The organism is Lewinella sp. LCG006 (assembly GCF_040784935.1).
GTDB lineage: Bacteria > Bacteroidota > Bacteroidia > Chitinophagales > Saprospiraceae > Lewinella.
The window spans coordinates 3597939-3622295 of record NZ_CP160680.1 but is presented as its reverse complement, the minus strand read 5'-3'; the positions used below and the strand labels follow the sequence as shown (position 1 = coordinate 3622295).

At 48.7% G+C, this 24357-nt stretch carries 17 protein-coding genes; 12 read left to right on the top strand and 5 right to left on the bottom strand.

The window, feature by feature from the left end; genetic code table 11:
- Positions 1–27: 27 nt before the first annotated feature.
- Positions 28–1608, bottom strand: a complete 1581-nt coding sequence (locus AB0L18_RS12945; RefSeq protein WP_367393015.1) for a tyrosinase family protein — start codon at positions 1606–1608, stop codon at positions 28–30.
- A gap of 1208 nt (positions 1609–2816) precedes the next feature.
- Here AB0L18_RS12945 and AB0L18_RS12940 point away from each other — a divergent pair.
- The gene (locus tag AB0L18_RS12940; RefSeq protein WP_367393014.1) at positions 2817–3701 is read left to right on the top strand and encodes an energy transducer TonB; all 885 of its coding nucleotides are present in this window, start codon (positions 2817–2819) and stop codon (positions 3699–3701) included.
- A 232-nt stretch (positions 3702–3933) separates the two neighbouring features.
- Here AB0L18_RS12940 and AB0L18_RS12935 read toward each other — a convergent pair whose 3' ends face one another.
- Positions 3934–5145, bottom strand: coding sequence for an alpha/beta fold hydrolase (locus AB0L18_RS12935; protein ID WP_367393013.1), 1212 nt, complete (start codon positions 5143–5145; stop codon positions 3934–3936).
- Positions 5146–5565: 420 nt separating this feature from the next.
- Here AB0L18_RS12935 and AB0L18_RS12930 point away from each other — a divergent pair, with 420 nt between their 5' ends.
- The 7 genes from AB0L18_RS12930 (at position 5566) to AB0L18_RS12900 (ending at position 14548) form a co-directional block, all read left to right on the top strand.
- Positions 5566–6813 carry an efflux RND transporter periplasmic adaptor subunit gene (locus AB0L18_RS12930; RefSeq protein WP_367393012.1) on the top strand — a complete coding sequence of 416 codons (1248 nt, stop codon included), beginning with the start codon at positions 5566–5568 and terminating at the stop codon, positions 6811–6813.
- Between the two features lie 43 nt (positions 6814–6856).
- A complete protein-coding gene (locus AB0L18_RS12925; RefSeq protein ID WP_367393011.1) occupies positions 6857–8290 on the top strand; it encodes a TolC family protein in 1434 nt (477 codons plus the stop codon).
- A 127-nt stretch (positions 8291–8417) separates the two neighbouring features.
- A complete protein-coding gene (locus tag AB0L18_RS12920) occupies positions 8418–9083 on the top strand; it encodes an ABC transporter ATP-binding protein (RefSeq protein WP_367393010.1) in 666 nt (221 codons plus the stop codon).
- 83 nt (positions 9084–9166) lie between these two features.
- Entirely contained in the window at positions 9167–10501 is a 1335-nt protein-coding gene (locus AB0L18_RS12915) for an ABC transporter permease (protein ID WP_367393009.1), read from the top strand.
- On the top strand, positions 10498–11664 hold the full coding sequence (locus AB0L18_RS12910; RefSeq protein WP_367393008.1) for an ABC transporter permease: 1167 nt from the start codon (positions 10498–10500) through the stop codon (positions 11662–11664). The genes AB0L18_RS12915 and AB0L18_RS12910 overlap by 4 nt, the downstream gene beginning before the upstream one ends.
- 174 nt (positions 11665–11838) lie before the next feature.
- Positions 11839–13191: a sigma-54-dependent transcriptional regulator gene (locus tag AB0L18_RS12905; protein ID WP_367393007.1), complete on the top strand. Its 1353-nt coding sequence runs from the start codon at positions 11839–11841 to the stop codon at positions 13189–13191.
- On the top strand, positions 13181–14548 hold the full coding sequence (locus tag AB0L18_RS12900; RefSeq protein WP_367393006.1) for a PAS domain-containing sensor histidine kinase: 1368 nt from the start codon (positions 13181–13183) through the stop codon (positions 14546–14548). The genes AB0L18_RS12905 and AB0L18_RS12900 overlap by 11 nt, the downstream gene beginning before the upstream one ends.
- Before the next feature lie 183 nt (positions 14549–14731).
- Here AB0L18_RS12900 and AB0L18_RS12895 read toward each other — a convergent pair whose 3' ends face one another.
- The 3 genes from AB0L18_RS12895 to AB0L18_RS12885 form a co-directional block, all read right to left on the bottom strand.
- Positions 14732–15826, bottom strand: a complete 1095-nt coding sequence (locus AB0L18_RS12895) for a cytochrome-c peroxidase (RefSeq protein WP_367393005.1) — start codon at positions 15824–15826, stop codon at positions 14732–14734.
- A gap of 10 nt (positions 15827–15836) precedes the next feature.
- Positions 15837–16874: a cytochrome-c peroxidase gene (locus AB0L18_RS12890; RefSeq protein ID WP_367393004.1), complete on the bottom strand. Its 1038-nt coding sequence runs from the start codon at positions 16872–16874 to the stop codon at positions 15837–15839.
- Between the two features lie 116 nt (positions 16875–16990).
- Positions 16991–17959, bottom strand: a complete 969-nt coding sequence (locus tag AB0L18_RS12885; RefSeq protein ID WP_367393003.1) for an MbnP family protein — start codon at positions 17957–17959, stop codon at positions 16991–16993.
- A gap of 192 nt (positions 17960–18151) precedes the next feature.
- Here AB0L18_RS12885 and AB0L18_RS12880 point away from each other — a divergent pair, with 192 nt between their 5' ends.
- From AB0L18_RS12880 to AB0L18_RS12865, 4 genes are all read left to right on the top strand, one after another.
- A complete protein-coding gene (locus tag AB0L18_RS12880) occupies positions 18152–18577 on the top strand; it encodes a hypothetical protein (protein ID WP_367393002.1) in 426 nt (141 codons plus the stop codon).
- Positions 18578–18767: 190 nt separating this feature from the next.
- On the top strand, positions 18768–22430 hold the full coding sequence (locus AB0L18_RS12875) for an efflux RND transporter permease subunit (protein WP_367393001.1): 3663 nt from the start codon (positions 18768–18770) through the stop codon (positions 22428–22430).
- A 175-nt stretch (positions 22431–22605) separates the two neighbouring features.
- Positions 22606–22986, top strand: a complete 381-nt coding sequence (locus AB0L18_RS12870) for a GxxExxY protein (protein WP_367393000.1) — start codon at positions 22606–22608, stop codon at positions 22984–22986.
- 142 nt (positions 22987–23128) lie between these two features.
- Positions 23129–24355, top strand: a complete 1227-nt coding sequence (locus AB0L18_RS12865) for a TolC family protein (protein ID WP_367392999.1) — start codon at positions 23129–23131, stop codon at positions 24353–24355.
- The last annotated feature ends 2 nt before the right edge of the window (positions 24356–24357 follow it).

The window sequence follows — 24357 nt, the reverse complement described above, 5'->3', positions numbered from 1 at the left end:
GGTATAATCTACCGAGGGCTCCTCATGTTACTTTACACTCACGCTAATGCGCTGCGGTCGATTGTTCGTTTGTCTTCTCGTCATCAACTCCACCCCGGCGGTATGGCGATCCTCTTCTGCAATACTGGCATTACTCAGCATAATCATCGGCTTGACCACCTCCGGCAATTCGAAATGAGCTTTAACTTCAAGGTGGGTTTGGCAATTCGCACAATTCTTTACGCTCCAACGGCTCAAGACCGCTTCGTGGCCGATCACCTGTTTTTTACCGTCAATATTAGCGACTGCCGTGACGACAAAAGAACCATTGAGGGCCGCCCGATTGATATTCGTAATTTCTACAATCTTAGAGGCCTTCCTCGGTGTTGAATTGCGTTTTTTTAGTTTGCCATCATCCAATGAACCAGGGCTGTAGGTAAACCCTAGTTGCTGCTCAATATTGATGCAATCCCGCGAAGTATAAGGGCGTTCTTTTCCATTTTCCTTAAGCGTAAAGGGATCAAGTGGAGAGTCCATCGTCAGCCATGAATTGGGCGTGGTACCCGGTGTTGGCCCCTGGCTATCGACGGAATTAGTTCCTGGATAATATTTGATAATATCAAGCTCGTTGGTATGGCCGTTAAGCTTCTGCCAAACCCAAAACATGCGGTCTACATTACAATGGTGAAAGAAGAAGATGGGGTCGAGCCCTGCCGTATCGTTTTCCCCCATATCGCCGTTGGCTCCCGGAATGGGCGAACGATCATAACCAGGGGCATCGTATCCCCCCACCGCAAGATGAATACTGTTGTGTGGCGACTCTAGCGGAACAACGACATTGCCTTTGTCTCCTGTTGATGACAACTTTGAGTTCCATTCTGCGGCTGAGGTTGTATTTGAAAACACCGTATAGTTGGGAGCATACAAACATGCTTCATACTTGTGCTTAACATCTGTAGGAAACTTTTGCCCATTTACCGTAATGAAAGTATTAAGCCAGGCTACGACATTATCATTCAAGGTCTTAACATTCTCCTTGTAGTTTGGGAAATTGGCATTATGGCATTGCGTAGCAGCCCTGTCCGCTTCTGTACCTACCAAACCCGACAATGGATAGCGTACCGTTTCATAACCGGCAGGCTTACTGTAATTTGGATTATCGCCATTGATATTATCAGTAATATTGGTAGGAAACACAAAAGACCTCAATGGATTGGGTGTCTTACTATCCCGAGGGAAAAACTCATCGGTTAAGGCCCAGGGAATGCCTTCCTTGATAGACGCTTCACTGGTTTCATCCCAGTAGGCCATCATCACATCTTCACAACCTTCTATACTTTGTAGCGCTTCCTCAAGTTTCATCATATAAACACGATGCCATGTGGGAAACAGAACATTGCCGTGATTGCAGTAACCACCCCAGTAAGATGCATTGCCCCAGCCAGCCCCTACGAAGGGCTCTCCATGATACCCTCCAATCACAAAAAACGAATTGGGATCATCAGGGGGTAAAGCTTTGATTCCAGCCCATGCTTTCATCAATTTTTCAAGGGGTGCCTTGTTATTGTTTTCATACATTTCCTGTAACTGGCGAACAGAATAGCGGATGCGCAATCTTTTCTTTTTCATAATGATTGGATGTTTTTGAATATTTATTGAGTAAAAGATGTTTCCCTACGATGGAAAGAAAAACTGTTCCACAGAGAGCCCGTTAGAATGCAAAGCATTCCTATAATCAGTAAAGTATTGCCAGGTAACAACAAGCGCCGACTTACTAAAATAACTACGACTCCTGCAACGCTAAGCAAGAATGGACCGTAACCTTTTTCTGGTACTTTTCGAAATACCAAAAACAGGTGTAAACCCAGAAATCCGAGTAAAACAGGAAAGAGCCAACTTTGATAAGGTGTTTGTGCCAGACTGACGCTGCCAAACATACTCATGTATGCAGCCCAACACATCGGGCATTTGGGAAAAAAGGCAACCAAAACACTGAGGATCAAGGAAGGCACTGACCGCGCTGAATGCTTGACATTCAATAAAGGCGCTGTCGTTGCTTTTTCGGGAACAGCAGCAAGATGACACGAACAGGTCTTTTGGGCAGGATCTACTCCAGCCATTTCCTGTGGGCATTCCCTTACGGAATCACTTGTCTGCATGGATAATTCCTTCTTCCAAAAAACCGAAAATCGGCGTCGTATTTCGGTCCTACTAGCATTGAATAATTTGAATAATGGGTAAGGCATAATATTTAGGTGATTGGTGAATTATCATTCGAGTCAAAACAAACTACATCCAAGCTATCACGAGGCATCTTACCCCCTGATAGGAAAAGTAAAAGATTGTGAAGATCATAGTGACCAGTTACTAAGTTGGCATTGACTTAGTAAATCCTTGTAATCAAATTGAGCAAAAGACGTGGCAAGCTTTCCCTAAAAGTATAGAGGAAGTCCACTTGACAAAATGAATATCACTACGTTCATAGCGATTATTTAAGAGGGGAGAAACAAGCTTAAAACTGCTTATTTATTTTAAAAGAGGGGAGGTTCACCAGCAAATATTCCGTAAAAACCAGCAGTACTGTTTTTTACCTATCATTAGTGATGCTAACCAAAGTTAAAAATAAATTTTAGATATTTTCTCGTTTTCCATTTTTTCTTTGCTACAATCTTTTCCCAGAGAGCAAACACCAAAATCAACCCCTGGTGCATCTCTAAGGGGTCGGCGAAGAATAAGATTACTCAGTAAGCTTATTTACCTCCCTGCAGGAGAATCACTCTACTTTTTATTCCACCGCTATCTCTGTGATCATTTCATAACTTTCTAAATCATTAATCATGCTGAATTTAAACTTCAGTGGTACCGAGGTACTGCTTGGGACGGGTATGATCCTACTCCTGCTCTTGGGTTTGGTTTTGCTAGGTCGACGATTATTCCGACATCCTGGTTCTTCTAAAAAAGCTACCGCAGGTTCCCGTACCAAATACCCCTCTGTGGATGTATTCCGCTACCAACCTGTTTTTCTGCGCTTGGGCTTGGTCTGCTCCCTCGCCTTTACTTTTTTGGCGTTCAACTGGACCCAGTTTACGGCTCCCAGCCCCAATATTATTGGCGCAGGGGAATATTGGGATGATGAAATCGACAATGCCCCGCCGATCACTAACCATCCTCCTCCCCCACCACCGCCGCCGCCACCTCCAAAATTTGAGGCTGTCGTTGATCCGAACATTGTTGACACCCTCACTTTCCGGAGTGGAGACATTGGCGGCAATACGCCCGTGGCACCTTCTACCATTTCCCGGCCTATCCCACCTAAATACATCCCCCCACCTCCGCCCATCGTAGATAATGGTCCGGATCTCGTCATTATCGCCGAAAAGATGCCTGTATTTGGGGATTGTGCTGGCATGGAAGACGAAGCCAGCAAGCGCCAATGCTCCGATCGTGCGATCATGGCATTTATTGGCCAGCACGTTCGCTATCCGGCCATCGCTAAAGAAAACGGCGTGAGCGGCACTGCCGTGATCCGGTTTGTCGTGGAAAAAGACGGATCTCTCACCCAGATTGAAATTGTTCGTGATCCAGGAGCCACCCTCGGGCAAGAAGCCCAAAGAGTAGTACAATTGATGGCCGATAGTGCCCCGAAATGGTCGCCGGGCAAACAACAGGGCCGCCCGGTACGGGTGCAGTTTAATTTGCCGGTGAGGTTTAAGTTGGAATAAGCGTGGTTGGAAGAGTGTAAAAGTTGGGAAAACCAATATTTCGACTTCTGACCTTGAAAAGTTGTTGGTTGTTGGTTGATGGTTGATAGTTTCAGGGTCACAGGACCAACCTTTACACCATTTAGATACGGAGTGAGGTTCAAAATTTCCGACTTCCCACTTCCGACTTCCGACCTTGAAAAGTTGATGGTTGATGGTTGTTGGTTGACCATCAACTTTCAACAATCAACTTTCAACCCTTCAATTCCGTCTTCACCACCACATCACTGTGCAAGGTTCGGTGCACGGGGCATTTGTCAGCAATTTCCATCAGCTTGGCTTTTTGGGATTCATCCAGGTTACCTTCCATTTCGATGAGGCGATCAAAGTAGTCAATTTTGCTCTGACCATGCTCCGGATTATTCATGTCCTCGGTGTAGTCCTTACGGTGACTGAGGTGCACTTTTACTTCCTGCAGGTCCCACTTTTTACGACGGGCATACATTTGCATGGTCATGGCGGTGCAAGCTCCCAGGCTGGCGCAAAGCAGCTCGTAGGGAGTGGGGCCAAAATCATTCCCTCCCACCTCTGCGGGCTCGTCGGCGGAGAGGCTGTGATGGCGAACCATGACTTCGGTAGTGAAGCCTTCCTGCCCTAGTCGCACGACGACATCGCGGTCACTCGCCAGTTTTTCCTTTTGCGGAACCTCCAGATAGCGTTGCACCCAGGTAGCAATGATTTGACCTGCGTACTGGGAGTCCTCCTTGCGACTCATCAGGTGGTCGGCACCATCAAGGGTAACGAAACTTTTGGGGTGCTTGGCCTCCAGGTATATTTTTGCTGCGTTCTCAATAGGAACGGTAAGGTCTTGCGGGGAATGTAAGATCAACAGCGCCCGCTTGAGATGCTTGATTTTTTCTTCCTGGCTGTGCGCTTTGATATCTTCCAGAAACTGCTTCTTCACCTTAAAGGAGCGGCCGCCGATGCTAACTTCGGCTTCACCCTCCTTGACAATTTTTGGAGCTTCTTCGCTAAAAAGATGATTAACGTGAGCGGGATCGTGCGGTGCGCCAATCGTCACCACCGCCTTCACCGAAGGTAGCCGATCTGCCACGTGAATCACCGCGGCCCCACCCAACGAATGCCCAATAAGTAGTGCTGGTGCCTGATAATGGGTTTCCAAAAAAGCAGCAGCAGCCTCCAGATCAGCGACGTTGGAGGTGAAGTTGGTGTCCGCAAATTCCCCTTCGCTTTCGCCCAGTCCAGTAAAATCAAAACGCAAGACCGCTATCCCCCCCTGATGCAAAGCCCGGCTGATGTTCCGCACCGCCGTGAGGTTTTTACTGCAAGTAAAACAATGCGCAAAAATGGCAAAAGCCACCGGGTGCTGGTTCACGGGGAGCTCCAAACTCGCTGCTAAGGTGTAACCGGTATTATTGGTAAAGGAAACTTTGGTACTGGCCATAATGGTAGGGTATTGCACAGAATAATACCAAAAATACAACTCTCACCACAGATGGGTTGTCGACTGGCGGATAAATAAGGGGTTTGATGGTTTGATGATTGTTAGAAAGGTGTAAAAGTGTAAGGGTGTAAAAGTTGGGAAAAACCAATTCTTCTGATTTCCGATCTTGAGAAATTGATGGTTGATGGTTGATGGTCACCACCCTTACACTTTTCCAACACTTACACCTTATACCAACCCTTACACCTTTCCAACTTTTAAAATTGTTTGGTCGAGCATAACATTTTCCCAAAATCGCCCATGCAACCGTCCGTTATCAAACACGTTAAACAAAAACAAATACATAAAAAACTGATTATTTGGTAAATAATATTTTGGCATGTCGCTTGGCTTAATGGTCCTCAAACAGTAGCCATCAACATGGATCGAAATATAGACGAAAAGAAAATTCAACAGCAGCGCCGCAAAAACTGGGGCCGAATAGCCTTGGTTATCTTGGTTTTACTGGCAGGGTTATGGGGTTTTCGAGCACTACTCAAGCCTAGTGCCAGGGTCACCGATTTTCGTTTTGCCAATATCGAGCGTGGTGCCTTAGAGAGTACCATTACCGCTTCAGGACGCGTGATACCTTCTTTTGAGCAGCAGATCAACGCCCCTATCGCGACGGATATTACCAAAATTCACCTCCGCACGGGTACGGAAGTCAAACCCGGTGACCTCATCCTCGAACTCAACCGCTCCTTTATCGAATTGGATGTAGCCGCTCGCCGGAGCCGCCTGGATTTGCGTCGCAACTCTATTGATTTACTACAATTAGAGCTGGATCGCGATTTGCAAGAATTGGAGTACAATGATCAAATCAAAGGCTTGCAAGTTGCTGCTGCCAAGGCGCAGTTGGCGGATGCCCGGCGTTTAGAAAAAATTGGGGGGGCTACGGCCGAAGAAGCGGAAGAAGCGGCCACCCAATTGGAGATTCTGCAACTGGAAAAAGCCAAGCTCGAAAACGAACTCAACTACCGCCGCAAAAGTCTGGCGGGCCGCCGCCGGGAAGTGGTTCTCGAAGCCAATATTGAGGAACAGGAATTGCAAGAAATGGTCAACAAGATGGCGCTTACCGAAGTGCGCGCACCTGGCCCTGGAGTTATCACCTGGGTCAATGAGAACATAGGTGAACAGGTGCCGGAAGGTAACCCCCTCGTACGTGTTGCCGACTTGCGTAGCTTCCAAATCGAAGGCAGTTGTTCAGACCGCTACGCGGATCGTATCGCCGTGGGGCAGCCCGTGAGGGTTCGGCTCAATGGCGAGCAGATCAATGGCCAAATTATCAACATCCTCCCCGCCGTTGCCAACAATACGGTAGAGTTTGTCGTCAGCCTCGAAACACCCGATCATCCTCAATTACGGCCTAACATGCGGCTTGAAATTTACATCGTCACCGACTATAAGGGCGATGTGCTGAAAGTCCGCCAGGGCCCCGTTTTCAAAGGAGGACTCCGCCAACCTGTATTTGTGATGCGGGGCGATGAAGCCGTAAAAGTAGAGGTTCGTACGGGCATCAGTAGTGGAGAATACATTGAACTATTGACCGATGAACTTAAGACCGGTGATCGGATCATCATCAGCGACACCCATGATTTTGAGCACCTCAATAGCGTGAAGTTGGAATAAAGCAGGGTTCGCGCAACCTAATTATCCTCAAAAGAAATCAACGATGAAATTTTTATTACCCATCATCCTGTTTGCTTTTTTGCTCCCTTCTACGGTTGCTCATGCGCAGGCCGTCGACTCCCTATCGCTGGATGAATTTCTGAGGCTTGCCCAGACGCTATCGCTGCGCAAGCAGGCCGCTGAGCGTGATCAGCAATTGGCCAACCTGGATTACCAAATTTTTCGGGCCGGTCTGAAACCCCAACTCACGCTCAACGCCAACATCCCCAACTACCTCAAAACCTTCAGTGAAATCACCCAACCTGATGGTACCATCCGATTCGAAGCTGTACAAAACAACAATTCTGCGCTGGGGCTCGACCTGCGCCAGCGGATAGCCGCTACGGGAGGGCAGCTGTTTTTACAAACCAACCTCCAAAGATTTGACGATTTTGAATCCGACTTCAGCATTTACAATGGTCTTCCTTTTCGGCTGGGAATTATGCAGCCCATTTTTGCTTACAACCCATTCAAGTGGGAACGGCAGCTGGCACCCTTACGTGTTGCCGAAGCCGAAGCCAATTACCAACTCGATCTGGAAATCATTCGCGAAGAAGTCACCCGACTGTTTTTTGATTTGCTAATGGCAGGGCAGGAGAGTCGTATTGCGGATACCAACTTCGTAGCCAATGAAAGGCTTTACGCTATAGCGGAAGAACGCTACGAATTAGGTAAAATTAGCCGCCGCGACCTCCTGCAACTTGAGCTGGAAAAGATCTCCGCACAACGCGCTCAAATCAACGCCACACAAGCCGTCCGACAAGCCTCGGCAGCCGTAGCAGTCTATTTGGGCCAACAGCCTGATGAGCATTCCTACCTCGCTAGTACCCCGGAAGTTCATGTAGCAGTAGACATCACCCACGATCAAGCCATGGCTTGGGCGCGCGCCAAACGCCCCGAGTGGCTGGCTTTCCAGCGCCGCCTTCTGGAAGCTCGCCAGGCCAGCGACCAGGCCCGACGTGAAGGAGGCCCGGAGCTGTCTCTGGTAGGTGCAGTAGGACGCGTGCGCAGTGGTACCGAGTTGGCTACTATTTATCAGGAGGCACTACCAGAAGCTTTTCTGGAATTACAGATCAGCGTCCCTATCCTTGATGGCGGCCGCCGCCGACACCAACGCGAACGCGCGGAGGTGCTACAATCTTTTGCGCAAGCATCCATCGCTCGCGAACAACTGACACTGGAGAACGATGTCCGTACCAGCGTCCAGCAATTCCTAAGTCTACAAGAGGAGCTGAAGCTGGCAACTCGCTTGCGAGAATTAGCCGCAGAACGTTTCCGCATCACCACCGAAAGTTATATTCTGGGAGCCATTCCGCTCTCCGACCTTACCCTGGCCCAACGCGAGAAAGACCAGGCTGCTCGTACTTATTCCGATACCCAACGTGCTTACTGGTTGGCTTATGCCAGCCTGCGGCAGTTGACCTTGGAGAATATATAAGAGGTACCAGGTACTGAGTAAAGGGATAGGGACTTTTGATAACCCTCATTCAATAATACACCAAGTACCGTCTACCTAAAATACCATAATCAACCAACTGTTCCTTTAAAATCAAAACCTTCCTAATATGCTGAATCTGGAAAACATCAGTAAAGTTTACCGCACGGACACGATTGAAACCCTTGCGTTGAACACCATCAACCTGAAGATTGAAAAAGGAGAATTCCTTTCCATCATGGGACCTTCGGGTTGTGGCAAAAGCACCCTGCTCAATATCATGGGCCTCATCGATGAGCCCAGCGAGGGTCGGGTCGTGGTGGCTAACCAAACGGTTGCCGACTACAATAGCAAAGCGACGGCGCGATTTCGCAACCAGCACCTGGGCTTTATCTTTCAAAGCTTCCATCTCATCAACGACCTATCTGTACTCGACAATGTAGAGCTCCCCTTGCTTTACCGCAAGGTGAGTAGCAAGGAACGCCGCCGCCTGGCCGAAGAAGCCCTCGAACAAGTAGGTCTTCACAACCGGATGCATCATTTCCCCAGCCAGCTCTCGGGGGGCCAGAAGCAAAGGGTAGCCATCGCGCGGGCCATCGTAGGCCGACCAGAAATCATCCTCGCCGATGAGCCCACTGGTAACCTGGACAGCGTCATGGGCAACGAAATCATGGACATTCTCTTGCGTCTCAACGAGCAAGAAGGAACCACCATCGTGATGGTCACCCACGACGAGCGTATGGCCCAACGCACCCACCGTCTGGTACGCCTCTTCGACGGTAGCCAAGTGCAATAAGTATTTGAGCTAAAATCAGATGTTTGCTATTTTATAAAACTGTACCAAGTACCAAGTACTCTGTACCCAGTACCTTAAATAAAATGCTTAGAAATTACTTCAAACTAGCGCTCAAAGTATTGGGGCGCAATAAATTCTTCACGGGCATCAGCTTGTTTGGGATCAGCTTTACCTTGCTGATTCTGATGGTGATTACTGCTTTTTACGACGCAGAGTTTGGCAAAAATCCTCCTTTGTCGGAAAAAGGAAAAATGGTGATCATCAATCGGCTACAGCAGGAGTTGGTTCGTCCCGACACTACCTGGACGATAGACTCCACCTTAGTGGATGGCTTGATGACCTATGACTCCACCTATGAGATTGGAGAAGCCGTGAACAGTACTTCTATTTCCAATCCTAGTTATAAATTCCTGGATGACTACCTTCGCGACCTTGATGGTGTTAGTCAATACACCTTCTTTAGCCCGGGGCACGATTTCAATGTCTTTCTGGAGAACAGAAAAATATCGGTGGCCGCTATTTACACCGATGATCCTTATTGGGAAATCTTCGACTTTCATTTTACAAATGGTGCCCCTTTTGGCGCTTCTCATCTGCGTGATGCTAGTCAGGTAGCAGTGATGACCAGCAAATTAGCGCGCGAGTATTTTGGTGATGAAGAAAAAGCGATCAACCAAGAAATCGAAATTGGCAATCGCAGTTATCGCGTCATTGGCCTCGTGGAGAATGCACATACTACCAGCCCAATGGTGGCTGCTGATATCTTCCTCCCGCTATCTACCATGGAGGATCAAGATCTTGAAGGCCAGGATTTTTTAGGAAATTTCAATGCCGTTTACCTGGCCGAAAACTCCCGCCAAATGCCGCTCATTAAATCGCAAATAACCAGTAAGGTTGCCACAATAGCGATGCCAAACCCCGAGGAATACAACCGTATGAAAATTATTCCCATCAATTTTGGCGAGTGGTATGCAAGTGAAATCGTTAACCAGGACGACCCGGCGAAAGGGCTCCAGCGGATTCGGCTGGTCTTTGGTTTATTATTGCTGTTTTTCATCCTTTTACCCACCCTCAATCTGATCAACATGAACCTTAGCCGGATTATGGAACGAGAAGCTGAAATTGGGGTTCGGAAAGCTTTTGGTGCTTATTCCGGGACGATTCTGTACCAGTTTGTTTTCGAAAACATCATCATCACCTTCATCGGCGGAATCATCGGAATGGTGTTGGCGGTGCTGGTCTTGTACCTCATCAACGACAGCCAGATACTGCCCGAAATCACCCTGGGTTTCAACATGAGGGTTTTCTTCTACAGTATCTTTATTTGTCTCGGTTTCGGCATCTTATCGGGCCTGCTACCGGCCTGGAAAGTGTCGCGTTTACAGATTGCGGACGTTTTAAAAAGTAACCAATTATGATCAAACATATTCTTACCCTGGTTTGGAATAAAAAGCGCAACAATGTGCTGATGCTCCTGGAGATATTTGTAGCGTTTCTGATCCTCTTTGCGGTCTTTACCTTTAGTATCTATTACTTGCGAATTTATCAGTCGCCGCTAGGCTTCGAAACAGAAGACACCTTAATGGTGCACTTGATGACCGATCAAGATATGGATTCGGTAGGCTACCTGGAAATGCGCCAACAACTTCGCCGGGAGATTGAAAGCTACCCTGAGGTAGAATCAATGTCTTTTCTTTCCGGCATCACGCCTTTTTCCGGTTCGATGTGGACTTGGGGAAATGATGAAAACGGCTTTTATATGAGGACGGCCATTTATCCAACTGATACAGATTACCAGCAAACCGCTGGTATCGAACTGGTGGAAGGCCGCTGGTTTGAAGAACAAGATTATTCAGCCACTTACCCTCCGGTAATTATTAATCAAAAGCTAAAAGACACGTACTATCCCGACAAGCCAATTCTGGATTCTATTTTCAACCTTGACGGCGAAAATAAGATCATCGGCGTGGCGAAGCATTTTAAGTACCAAGACGAATTTACAGAAGAAATTCCTTTGACCTTCTTGCTTCGTCCTCTCCACGAGCAGGACCTTAATAGCATTCAAATTAAATTGTCACCAAATACACCAGCAGAATTCGAAGCCAAGCTGAACGAAGGCCTGGCACGGGTCACCAAACGGCGTGATTTTGTGATTCTCTCCCTGGATGCTCGCCGCGAACGTACCAGTCGCCTCACCTGGATACCGCTGATCGCAGGTTTATCCATCTGTGGTTTTTTGATCTTAAATATTGCACTCGGCCTTTTTGGTGTACTCTATTACAGCATCAACAAAAGGCGTGCAGAGATCGGTTTACGCCGTGCGCTGGGAGCTACCAAAGGAGAAATCACCAGCCAATTTACCCTAGAAGTATTTACGGTAGCCTTTGCAGGAATGCTTTTGGCGGCAATCCTGGCAGTACAGTTTCCACTCTTGAATATTGTCGAAATACCACCTAATAATTTCTACTGGTCGATATTGGCCACCATGTTGCTGATTAGTTTGGTGGTATTAGGGTGTGCCATTACGCCCAGTCGGCAGGCTGCCGGAATTCATCCGGCGCAGGCTTTGCATGAGGAATAATTATCTAAAGTCGGAGGTCGGAAGTAGGAAATCGGAAATATTTGATTGAGCTAGTAGTAGCACTCGATAATTAATGTTAAACAGCATCTGTTTAATTCCGACTTCCCACCTCCGCTTTCCGACTTTTATAAACCCTTCCACTTTTACACCCCTTAAAACCCTTACCTTCACCTTATGGAACCACTGATCCTGATAATCGATGATGATGAAGCAGTATGCGCCGCTTTGCGGGTAGTGATGCGCCGTGCAGGTTTTCGTGCAGAAAGCGTACAACTGTTCCGTAAGGCTTCCCAACGGGTAGCAGAGCTCCAACCCGATGTAGTACTCTTGGACATGAACTTCACCGTCGACACCTCTGGGCGCCAGGGGTTGTCGCTTCTCAAGGAACTGCTAGCGACAGATCCGCGCTTACCCGTCATTTTGCTTACAGGTTGGGCAACGGTGCAGCTTGCTGTAGAGGGGATGAAGCTGGGCGCGCGCGATTTTATGGCCAAACCTTGGGACAACAAGGATTTGATACGCTCCATTCGCGATATTTTAGCACAGGCACCTTCCCGTGCTGGCGAGGACAAACTCCTGGATTTTGATCACATCATCGGCAAAGACCCTGCGCTGATGGAAGTCTTGGATACGGCCCGCCAAATAGCACCTACCAATGCCAGTGTACTGATCACGGGAGAAAGCGGTACAGGCAAAGAACTGATTGCCGAGGCGATTCACGCAGGGAGCAAGCGAGCGGAAGCAGCTTTTGTGAAAGTTAATTTGGGCGGCATTCCGGCTTCCCTTTTCGAGAGCGAGATGTTTGGCCATATTAAGGGAGCCTTTACGGATGCCCGTTCCGATCGTCAAGGTCGCTTTGCGATCGCCAATGGAGGCACTATTTTCCTGGATGAAATAGGAGATTTACCCGCAGCCAACCAGGTCAAGTTACTGCGTGTCCTCCAGGAGCAGACGTTCGAAGTGCTGGGTAGTAGCCAACAGCAACGGGTAGATGTCCGCGTGATCTCCGCCACCAACAAGCAATTGGACAACCTGGTACAGCAAGGGAGTTTTCGCGAAGATCTCCTCTATCGCATCAACTTGATCACCTTGCATCTGCCCCCATTACGGCAGCGCCCTGGTGATATTCCCCTGCTGGTGGAGCACTTTCTCCAGCGGCTGGAACAAACCTACGAGCGCAGTGGTCTGGAACTGGCACCAAGTGCCAGGGAGTGGTTGAAACGTCAGGCTTTTCCGGGAAATATCCGGCAGCTAAAAAACGTGGTGGAGCGTACCGTTTTACTTGCGAAAACGAGCCTCCTCACCGCCGAAGATTTCGCCCGTCATCTCTCTTCCAGTAATGCGCTTACCGGAGAAGTGGCTTTCTTAACTGGCGAAATCTCGTTGGAAGAAATGGAATTGGCGGCCATAAAACGAGCCTTGTCGATCCACGAAAACAACATTACAGCGGCAGCTAAATCATTGGGCATCACGCGGTCGGCACTCTATCGGCGATTGCAAAAATTCGGCATTGATCATGCGACTTAGGCTCTACTATTGGGGACTGGTTATTCTATGGCATACCCTGTTGCTCGTAGCGGCTTATTTCATGCTGCACGAAACCTACTACTGGTTTATTTTGGCACAAGTGGGTGGGCTGCTATCCCTGGTATTGGCCTACCGGGTATATCGGCATTTTCGCCGTCCGCTGGATTTGATCAATGGTGGTAAAAGTGCGCTGCAAGACCGGGATTTCAGTGTCAAATACCGCCTTACTGGTGCCCGCGAAGTAGACGCGCTGATAGCGACTTACAACAACATGATCGACACCCTGCGCGAAGAACGGACCCTCCTGCAAGAGCAACATTATTTTCTTCGCAAACTCATCGAAGCCTCCCCCAGCGGCATTCTGATCATGGACCACGATGGAAACATCACCGAAACCAACCCAACTGCCCGCCAAATTATTGGCTTTGACCCCAGCGCCAGCGATAAAGAGCACCCTCTGCTGAATGCTGCTGCTACCCTTGGCCTGGGCGAATCACTCCCTCTCATCATCGAAGGCACCCACCATTACCGGCTGGAGGCGAGTGCTTTTATTGACCGAGGCTTTCCGCGAAAGTTCGTCCAGATCCAGACCCTTACCGGGGAAATACTCGCGGCTGAAAAACGAGCCTACGGCAAGGTCATTCGGATGATGGCCCACGAGGTGAATAACAGCATTGGTGCCATCAATGCCTTACTCGACACCCTTAGTGTTTCGGAGGCGGAGATCGATGAGCAGTGGGTGGCAGATGTACGAGAGAGCTTGCCCATCGCCCGCAAACGTAACCACCAATTGAATGTTTTTATGCGCAACTTTGCCGACGTTGTCCGTTTACCGAAACCGCAGCGAGAGCGCGTCGATCTTAGTCTGCTATTACCACAAATGGCGACCCTTTTTCAGGCTCAGGCCCAACAGCAGAATACGAGATTTCGAGTAGGTTATCTTAGTGGGAAAGTGGCGGAATTACCATTGTTAAGGTCGGAAGGCGGAAGTGGGAGGTCGGAAGTGGGAAGTGGGAAGTGGGAAGTCATTCCGGACTCACAATTCATCAACGCTGATTCCAACCAGTTGGAGCAGGTATTGGTGAATGTGGTAAAAAATGCATTGGAGAGCATCGGTGCTGGCGGGGAGATCCAATTGATCCTCACCGAACGACCCCGCCAAATCATTATCGCCGACAATGGCCCTGGACTGGACGAAGAAGCCCTCGCGGGTATTTTTACGCCCTTCTTCACCTCCAAACCCAACGGTCAAGGTATTGGGTTGACCCTGGTACGGGAAATTTTGACCAACCATGATTATTCCTTTTCCTTAGCCACCGACGCAGATGGCTGGACGCGGTTTGTGATTGCCATGTAGAGATATTGCACACAGAAAGGTGTAAGGGTTGGAAAAGTGTAAGGGTGGAAGGGTTAGGTTAACCATCAACCATCAAACACCAACTGCACAAGGTCGGAAGTGGGAAGTCGGAAGTCGGAAGTTTTGAACTGCACTCCGTATCTTAAAAGTGTAAGAGTTGGAAAAGTGTAAGGGTTAGGCACATCAAAACGGCGACTGGTAAGCAGGCTCACTCATCATCACCTCATCCGTGAGGGTGTGGAGAAAATTCACCAGATCCATCTTGTCTTGAGGGGTAAGGAACAGGCCTGTTTCTCGCGTGTTTTCCACGGTAGGATCAACGGTCGAAGAATTTCTGATACCTTGGTTGTAATGATCAACAACCTGCTCCAGGGTCTGGAAACGCCCGTCGTGCATGTAAGGCGCAGTGATGGCTACATTGCGTAAGCTTGGTACTTTGAACTTGGCGCGGTCGGCCGCATTTTGAGTAACCATTTCCCGACCAAGATCGGTAAAATCAGCATCGCTATCCAAACCATTGTTCATGTACTGGTCGTTTTCGAAATTCTTACCGCCATGACAGTGCGCACAATCAGCACCAGAAAATTCAGGGAAGAAAGGATTGTATTCGGTTTCAAACAAGATTCGGCCGCGTTCTTCGCTTTCGGTGAGTTCTACTTCGCCGGCCAGGTAGCGATCGTATTTCGACTGGTAGGAAACGATGCTGAGCATGAACTGCTCCAGCGCAAGGGCCATTTTCTCTTCGGTGATCTCTTCGCTGTCAAAAGCACGAACAAATTGGTCGCGGTACATTTTGCTATCGCTCAATTTGGCGATCACATTCTCCAGGGTTTCGTTCATTTCCAGTGGATCCTCAATGGGTTTCAATGCCTGATCGCGGAGAAGGTTCGCTCTTCCGTCCCAGAAGAATTGGTTGCTATGCCAAGCCATATTGAATACGGGCATGGCCTGCCGTTTGCCGGGTAAGCCTTCTACACCTATAGAAAAGCGATTTGGGTCTGAAAAGCCATCGGTTTGCAAATGACAGGAAGCACAAGCCTGGCTACCATCTTTACTCAGCATCGTTTCGTGAAAAAGCATCCGCCCGAGAAGTACTTTTTGCTCCGTCAATGGGTTGTCGGCGGGCAACTGAGGTGCGGGGAGGTTGCTACCATAAAATAACACATAGGGCGTATCATCGTACACGGGGAGTTCGCCCACAGGGCCATCATCGTCTCCACAAGCAACGAGTACCAAGGTAGTTAACAGGCTGAAAAGAAGTAGATATCGAAGTGACATAAGGGTTGGGTTAATCGTTTTTAAAAATTGGGTTTCCCGTAAAAAGTGGATCTGTCAGGCTTTGCAAGAAAGCGACCAAGTCTTGTTTTTCCTGCTCACTGAGTAATAGCGGTTGCAACAGCGGACTTTTATTGGGGTGATCTTTCCCTCCGGAATTGTAATGATCCACTACCGCTTCCAAGCTGGTCAAAGAACCATCGTGCATGTATGGCGCTGTGAGACCAACATTGCGCAAACTGGGCACCTTGAAGGTGGCGCGATCCGCCTCTTCACCCGTAAAGCGAAACCGGCCTGGATCAGGGTAGTCGGTATATAGCCCATTGTTGGCAAAAGCGTAGTTGGTAAAATTGAAACCACCGTGACAACTGCTGCACTGCGTACGCTCACTAAAGAAGAGTGCTTTGCCGCGCAAAACCGTGGCTGAAAGTTGACTGTCACCTCGTGTGTACTGGTCATAAGCGCTGTTGCCACTGAGCAGGCTGCGCTCAAAACAAGCCAGCGAGCGGGTGATCACGTAAGGGTCGGGCTCTCGTTGGTAAGCATCAAGGGCCATTTGGTAGTAGGTACTATCCGCGCGCAGCCGTTCGGCAATCAGAAGAATATTGAAATCAAATTCATTGTGCTCCTGAATCGGGACCAACACCTGCATTTCCAAGGTTGGCACACTTCCTTCTCGCGTATAGTAGGGGTGGTAAGCGACATTGGCCAAGCTCGGTGAGTTGCGTGTCCCTGGCCGCTGGGCTACTCCAGGACTGAACGCTTGATCGTCGCTAAATGCTAATCCTGGCTGGTGGCACGAAGCGCAACTGATGGTCATTTCAGCCGACATGATCGGGTCGAAAAAGAGCTTCTTTCCCAACGCCCAGCGTGCTTCGGTAAACGCGTTATCAGCAGGATAAGGGATCTCCGGAAAACCTTCCGGTACCTCCATCAAAAGTGGAAAAAGCGGCAAAGGAGCAGCCTCTTCCGGCTGACAGGCAACCAAAAGGACAATGACTGACAAACCCAATAAGGCCGCAGGATTTTTTTTTGTTAAAATGATGCTCACGCCAAAGTACTAATGTCCATTTATGGAACCATATAAGGAATACAAGGCCGTATCAAGTAAAAAGATGTACTTATCATCCCTCATATTCCTCATATGGTTCAAAAAAACAACCCGTATTACTGAATCACCAGCTTCTCTGTCATCACCACCTTGCCGTTTTGCTGCAAGCTGATAAAGTAAAGTCCGGCTGTCTCTAAGCCAAGATCAATTTCGTTGTTGCTGCGTACTTGAGTCATTTGGCGAACCAGCTGACCTTGAGCGTTGGTTACCTGCAGTTGGTAAACCTCGTCGGTATCGGTAGCAATGAAGACATGAGCAGCCTTGGTTGTACCAGGATTAGGGTACACCTTGAAAGCATTGATGGCCAAAGCCTCTTCGTTGCTGTTGATCAAAGAAGAAGGGCTAAAAACATAGTCTTGAAAATTGCGCAAAGCCACCTTTGCCTCACCGTAGCCACCATGGGTGATAGGGCCACTATTCAGATTGATGTTTTCCATGGCACGAATGTAATCGGCATCCAAATCAATCGTAAGCTCATTGTCTATAATGGCCAAATCCAGGGCTACTTCCGTCATAAAGTAGTTTTCGTCTTCGAGGGCATGGATCTCCCAATTCTGATTGAGTGCGCTGCCACTTTTTCCTTCGAAAGCGCCAAAGCGATAACCCGATGCCCATCCCCAGTGCATCGAAGGAAATTGAGGAGAGAGCGGATGCGAGCTATGGTAAGTCGTGGGATCCAGGTGATTTTTTGCTTCGTCTACACCAATGTGAAAGCGAATAGCCTCAATTTCTGTGATGGGCAGGTCACCCAGCAATTCAGTGGTTTCTTCGGTGGCATCTACTAACATGTAACGGTCTTCGATTATGGTTTCCTGGCCGCCATCGTGGATCAGCGATATTTCGGCGATGTAATACTCTAGTCGACTGTAATCAAAAGTGCTGCCCACATTGTTGGTCACGCTGGTTTGCATCGCAAAAGCTTGATCGCCTAATTTGTGATGGATATTGAGCGTCACATTGGTCTGCGCTTGGATCATCATGCTTACAAAAAGAAAAACAAAAAGGGAAAGTAGACGTGTTTTCATGAAAGTTACTTTTGTTCTTTAGATTAAAATTTTAACAAATTTAGCTAATTCCTCACGGAGAAGGCTTACCTGATCCTAGTATTTATGTAAGTTACTTACCAAACTATCCAACAACTACAAATGTTTAAAACTTAGTCATTTGCAAGTTTCCTTAAAAAGGGCTTACCTTTGCCATCCAATTAATCATCCATTTTGCTGCGTAAAGTATTCCATATCCTGTTGGCCGTTTTGGTGTTCGTTAGCTCTTCCGGGCTGGTGTTCAGCAAACATTATTGCCAGGGAGTATTGAAGAATACTTCACTTTTTGTGGAAGCTACTCCTTGCCATGGAGCCACTAAAGCAGCTATATGCCCCCGACATGCTCCTGCTCAGGAGGATGGGATCAACCAAAAAGGCTGCTGCGATACACAAACAGATTTTCTCAAAGTAGAGGATGCTCAGCTATCTACCGCTGCTGATTTCTTGACTTTTGATACACTGGCACTTCTCGCCGCAGTATTCTTCTTTCTGCCTTTCGAAATTATTGCTGTAGATGATAAAACCCAGCATCATCTTCACTACAAACCTCCGCTTCTTGTTTGTGACCTCCCTGTGAGTTTGCAAACCTTCCTTTGTTAGATTGCTATTTTCTTTAATGATTACTACTGGTATCAATGGATACTGTAGTAAATGCTTCATTTTGGAGTCAAAGGCATCTTAGCCTTTCTATTTCATCTCCGTGTTTCCGTGCCACTACCTGTAAGGCCTGCCTGCAGCAGACAGGCCAGTTTACTGACAGACAGGTCTTCGGCTATAGAAAAGAGCAATCATGTTAGCAAAATATATACGTTTCTTCCTGGAAAACAAGCTGGTCGCTTATCTCCTACTCCTGCTTTTTGTGGGCTGGGGGTTGGTGACGGCACCTTTTGATTTTGGAATTGATTTTCTCCCACGTGATCCGGTGGCCGTAGATGCGATCCCGGATATTGGTGAAAACCAGCAAATCGTCTTCACCCAATGGCCCGGACGCTCGCCACAGGATGTGGAAGACCAGATTTCTTATCCTCTTACCACGGCTCTCTTAGGGGTGCCAGGCGTGAAGAGTGTGCGCAGCAATTCCATGTTCGGCTTCTCCAGCATCTACCTCATTTTCGAGGAAGACATTGAATTTTATTGGAGCCGTAGTCGTATCCTGGAAAAGTTGAACTCCTTGCCAGCCAACACGCTGCCTGATGGAGTCCAGCCAGCCCTGGGGCCAGATGCTACCGCCCTCGGTCAAATCTATTGGTATACCCTCGAAGGCCGCGATAAAGACGGCAAGCCCACCGGCGGTTGGGATCCTCAAGAGCTGCGTACCATCCAGGATTTCTACGTGCGCTACGGCTTGTCGGCCGCTACGGGTGTGGCCGAAGTAGCTTCCATCGGAGGTTTTGTCAAGGAATACCAAATTGATGTCGACCCCGAAGCGATGAAGGTCTATGGTATTACGCTCGACCAAGTGATGCAAGCAGTCAAAGGCAGTAATATCGACATCGGTGCGCAAACCATTGAGATCAATCTGGCGGAGTATTTCGTCCGCGGCCTGGGCTACGTCAAAAACATCGAAGACCTTGAGCAGGCCGTAGTGGTCGTCAATAATAACATCCCGCTACGGGTAGGAGATGTAGCCCACGTAAGCCTGGGCCCCGCTACCCGCAGAGGCGTGCTCGATAAATCCGGCGCCGATGCTGTCGGCGGCGTGGTGGTAGCTCGTTATGGGGCCAACCCCTTGGAAGTCATCAAAAATGTCAAAGCGAAGATTGCCGAACTTGAACCCGGCTTACCCTCCAAGACCCTCGCCGATGGCACCATCTCGCAGGTAAAGCTGGTCCCCTTCTACGACCGTACCCAACTCATCAACGAAACCATCGGTACCCTGGAGGAAGCCCTCACTTTGGAAGTATTGATTACCATCATGGTTGTCATCCTGATGTTGCTCAACCTCAAGTCGTCGTTGCTGATTTCAGGCACCTTACCAGTGGCAGTGCTGATGTGTTTTATCGCCATGCGCTACTTTGGCGTTGACGCCAACATCGTGGCCCTTTCGGGAATTGCCATTGCCATTGGCACCATGGTTGACATGGGCATCGTGCTGACGGAAAGCATGGTCAAACGTATAGAAGACGCTCCACCAGAAGAGAGCTTACTTACCAGCATCTACGAAGCTACCGTAGAGGTGGCCTCGGCGGTCATCACGGCAGTAGCGACTACCGTGATCAGTTTTCTTCCGGTCTTTACGATGGAAGCTGCGGAAGGGAAGCTTTTTCGACCACTGGCGTTCACCAAAACTTTTGCGCTGGTAGCTTCGATTGTTGTGGCTATTACCATCATTCCTGCCTTAGCACACAGTATTTTCTCAATCAAGTTGCGAAGTCGCAGTATTTCTCTGGTGGGCAATGCGCTGGCAGTGGTGGCCGGCTTGGTCGTTGCCTTTGTTTATGGTGCCTTTCCCGGCACGGTGCTCGCCATTGTAGGACTGGCAGGGCTAGCGGCAATCTGGGTACGCGAGCGGGGAAGTAACCGCCAGTCGACCCTACTATCCTGGGCTACGAATATCATCTATGCGCTTTTGGTGACCTGGTTACTGACCACTGTTTGGATGCCGCTGGGGGTTACGAAAAGCAATTTGACCAACTTCCTTTTTGTGGTATCACTGGCTGGTGGTTTGATTGGTATTTTCTACGTTGTTATCTATTTCTACGAGCGCATCCTACGTTTTTTACTGCGTTTCAAAATACTCTTCCTTCTGGTCGTAAGTGTGGTGATTTGGCAAGGATTCCGGGTCTTCCAATCCACGGGAGAAGAATTTATGCCCGCCCTCAACGAAGGTTCTTTCCTCCTGATGCCCACCGCTATGCCGCACGCTGGGATGCAGGAGAACATCAAAAACCTCCGCTTGCTGGACATGAGCGTCACGGCCATTCCAGAGGTCTATTCCGTCGTAGGAAAAGCTGGTCGTGTAAACAGCCCGCTTGACCCTGCGCCAATGTCGATGTACGAAAACATCATCTTGTATAAATCTGAATACAAAACCGACGAAGCTGGCCACCGGCTACGCTTTCGCGTAAAAAATGGCGAATACGTACGGGATGAACAGGGTGAATTGATTCCTGATGACCAGGGCCAATACTTCCGCCAGTGGCGCGATCACATCAAAAATCCAGATGATATTTGGAACGAAATTGTGCAGGCTACCCGACTGCCCGGTGTCACTTCGGCTCCGAAACTCCAACCGATTGAAACCCGGCTGGTGATGCTACAAACGGGCATGCGTGCGCCCATGGGCATCAAAGTGCAAGGGCCTGATTTGGCGACGATCGAAGGCTTTGGCCTGGAGCTGGAAAAACACCTCAAAGAGGTGGATGGTGTCAAAGATGCGGCGGTGTTTGCGGATCGTATCGTTGGCAAGCCTTACCTCCTACTGGATATTGACCGAGAGGCGATCAGTCGCTATGGTCTCACGATTGACAAGGTCCAACAACATATCCAGGCAGCCGTAGGGGGCATGAAGATGACCTCCACGGTAGAAGGTCGCGAGCGTTACGCCATCCGTATCCGTTACCCGCGTGAATTCCGCAACAACCCCGAAGCCCTCCAACGTATTTACATTCCCACCCCACAAGGGCAGCAGATTTTGCTGGGTGATTTGGTGGACGTAAGGTACGAAGCAGGCCCACAGTCGATCAAGAGTGAAGACGGCTTCCTGCTAGGCTACGTGCTGTTTGATCGCGAGGGAGATTACTCGGAGGTGGAGGTCGTGCATAATGCACAGCAGCATTTACAACAACTCATTGAACGCGGAGAGCTGGTGGTGCCAGCCGGCGTTAGCTACCGTTTTGCGGGTAACTACGAACAACAGGTTCGCGCCAGCAAGCGCCTGAGCCTGGTGGTACCCATCGCGCTGGCAATCATTTTCCTGATTCTGTACTTTCAGTTCAGCTCGGTGAGTGTTTCTCTGATGGTTTTCAGTGGGGTATTCATTGCCTTTGCGGGTGGCTTCCTGATGATTGGATTGTATGATACCAGTTGGTTCCTGAATTTCGAATTGTTTGGCACCAACTTCCGAGATCTTTTCCAGGTTCACACCATCAACCTGAGTGTAGCCGTCTGGGTGGGCTTTCTGGCGCTCTTCGGTATTGCTACCGATGATGGGGTGCTGGTAGCGACCTTCCTGCAAGACAGCTTCCAAAAGAATGAGCCCACTACGATAGCGGAAGTAAGAGATGCCGTAGTAGAAGGTGGCCTGCGCCGGGTCCGTCCCGCAATGATGACAACTGCTACGACGATACTCGCACTTTTACCCATCCTGACCTCCACCGGCCGCGGATCGGATATTATGCTCCCCATGGCGATCCCCTCTTTCGGCGGGATGAGCCTACAGATGATTACGATGTTTACCGTTCCTGTCCTTTTCGCTATGCGCGAGGAGTGGCGGGTGAGAAAAAGAACGTGATAGGCTACGCCTGCCTGCTGCTGTCAGGGATCAGACGGATCAACACAGATTTCTAAACAAAAAAAACTGTGAAAATCCTGTTTAATCCGTTACATCCGTGTTCCATCCTGCAAAACATGATAGGCCACGGATCCAACGGATCAGACGGATTTACACTGATTTAAGTAATAAACCAATGGAGCTACTTCACAATGATTTGACAGGGAAAATTATTCGTGCTTACTACAATGTCTATAACGAATTAGGACATGGTTTTTTGGAAAAGGTCTATGAAAACGCAATGCTTTTTGAACTTAAGCGATTAGGCCTATCGGTAGTTCAACAGCAGTCCATTAAGGTTTATTACCAAGAAGAACTGGTGGGGAATTATTTCGCGGATTTACTCGTGGAAGGGAAAGTGATTATCGAATTGAAAGCTGCAGAAGGATTAATTGAAGCGCATGAAGCACAACTGATTAATTACTTGAAAGCTACAGAAATTGAAGTAGGACTACTTCTCAATTTTGGACTTGAACCCAAAGTGGTCAGGAAAATTTTTGAAAACAGTTTGAAATAAAAATCCGTGTTCCATCCAAGCTAACGTGATAGAACGCAGATCGAACGGATACAACGGATCTACACAGATTCCTAAACTAAAAAAACCGTGAAAATCCTGTTCAATCCGTTTTATCCGTGTTCCATCCTATAAAAACGTAACTATGAATAAATTGCTAATCCTCCTCTTACTACTGTCCACCAGCCTGCACGCGCAGTCACTGGAAGCTTTGGTGGAAGAGGTACGGGCGAATAACCCCGCTTTGAAAGCGCTCGAAAGTGAGTATCTCGCCGCCCGCGAGCGCGCACCACAAGTGAGCCAACTGCCTGATCCGGAGCTGGGGCTGGGCGGCTTCCCACTGCCAGTAGAAACCCGCCTGGGGCCACAAGTCCTACGGGTGAGTGCAACCCAGATGTTGCCCTGGTTTGGTACACTGTCGCAGAAAGAGAAGTTGGAAATAACCAAAGCCAAGGCCGCTTACGAGCGCATCGGTGCCGAAGCACTGAATCTTCTTTTTGAATTGCGACAAGCCTACCTGCAACTCTACGAAATACAGCACAGCCAGACCATCATCCAGGAAAACCTGCAACTACTTGATGCGCTGGAACAGTTGGCACTGGCGAAAGTAGAAAGCGGCCGAGCCACGCTGGCAGATGTACTACGGGTACAATTGAAAAAGGAAGAACTATTACAGCAGCTGGCGCTCCTTGCCGAAGCAGAAGTACCTCCTACGGTAACCATCAACCAATTGCGCCAGCGGGAGTTACAAGCCCCCTTGTCATTGAATGACAGCCTGGTATTTACAGCACTGCCCTTTCAGCAAGACACGCTCGAAGCTTATCTCCGACAGTACCACCCTCAATTGCGGATGCTCCAGCAACAACAAGAGGTATCCCGACAAATGATCGCACTCAATGACCTGAATACCAGACCCTCCTTCGGTGTAGGCGTCGATTATATCATGGTCAACGAACGCACCGATATGATGGTACCCAGCAACGGTCGTGATATCCTCATGCTGCGAGCCACCATCAAAGTACCACTCTTCAGAGAGCAATACCGCGCCCGCGAACGCGAGGAACAGTTTCGCATACTGGGTCTCTCCCAACAGGAAGACAATGCCCTCAGCCGAATGCTGGCCATGGTAGAACAAGCCTACAGCAACCACCGTGCGGCTATGTTGCAGAAGGATTTCCTGGAAAAACAGATCAGCCTGACCCAAACCACCTTACAAATCCTCCAGGATCAATACAGTGCTCAGGGTGGTGATTTTGCAGAACTACTTCGTCTCGAACAAGACCTTATCCGCTACCGCTTACAATGGTTAAAAGCCAGTGTACAAACACATTTGGCAAAAAGTAAAATAGAGCAATTCGTTGCAATAAAATAAAA

Coding starts and splice junctions, on each gene's coding strand:
- AB0L18_RS12900 (WP_367393006.1), top strand. CDS start 13,181: ATGCGACTTAGGCTCTACTATTGGGGACTGGTTATTCTATGGCATACC.
- AB0L18_RS12920 (WP_367393010.1), top strand. CDS start 8,418: ATGCTGAATCTGGAAAACATCAGTAAAGTTTACCGCACGGACACGATT.
- AB0L18_RS12865 (WP_367392999.1), top strand. CDS start 23,129: ATGAATAAATTGCTAATCCTCCTCTTACTACTGTCCACCAGCCTGCAC.
- AB0L18_RS12925 (WP_367393011.1), top strand. CDS start 6,857: ATGAAATTTTTATTACCCATCATCCTGTTTGCTTTTTTGCTCCCTTCT.
- AB0L18_RS12870 (WP_367393000.1), top strand. CDS start 22,606: ATGGAGCTACTTCACAATGATTTGACAGGGAAAATTATTCGTGCTTAC.
- AB0L18_RS12895 (WP_367393005.1), bottom strand. CDS start 15,826: ATGTCACTTCGATATCTACTTCTTTTCAGCCTGTTAACTACCTTGGTA.
- AB0L18_RS12945 (WP_367393015.1), bottom strand. CDS start 1,608: ATGAAAAAGAAAAGATTGCGCATCCGCTATTCTGTTCGCCAGTTACAG.
- AB0L18_RS12885 (WP_367393003.1), bottom strand. CDS start 17,959: ATGAAAACACGTCTACTTTCCCTTTTTGTTTTTCTTTTTGTAAGCATG.
- AB0L18_RS12930 (WP_367393012.1), top strand. CDS start 5,566: ATGGATCGAAATATAGACGAAAAGAAAATTCAACAGCAGCGCCGCAAA.
- AB0L18_RS12915 (WP_367393009.1), top strand. CDS start 9,167: ATGCTTAGAAATTACTTCAAACTAGCGCTCAAAGTATTGGGGCGCAAT.
- AB0L18_RS12935 (WP_367393013.1), bottom strand. CDS start 5,145: ATGGCCAGTACCAAAGTTTCCTTTACCAATAATACCGGTTACACCTTA.
- AB0L18_RS12910 (WP_367393008.1), top strand. CDS start 10,498: ATGATCAAACATATTCTTACCCTGGTTTGGAATAAAAAGCGCAACAAT.
- AB0L18_RS12875 (WP_367393001.1), top strand. CDS start 18,768: ATGTTAGCAAAATATATACGTTTCTTCCTGGAAAACAAGCTGGTCGCT.
- AB0L18_RS12905 (WP_367393007.1), top strand. CDS start 11,839: ATGGAACCACTGATCCTGATAATCGATGATGATGAAGCAGTATGCGCC.
- AB0L18_RS12940 (WP_367393014.1), top strand. CDS start 2,817: ATGCTGAATTTAAACTTCAGTGGTACCGAGGTACTGCTTGGGACGGGT.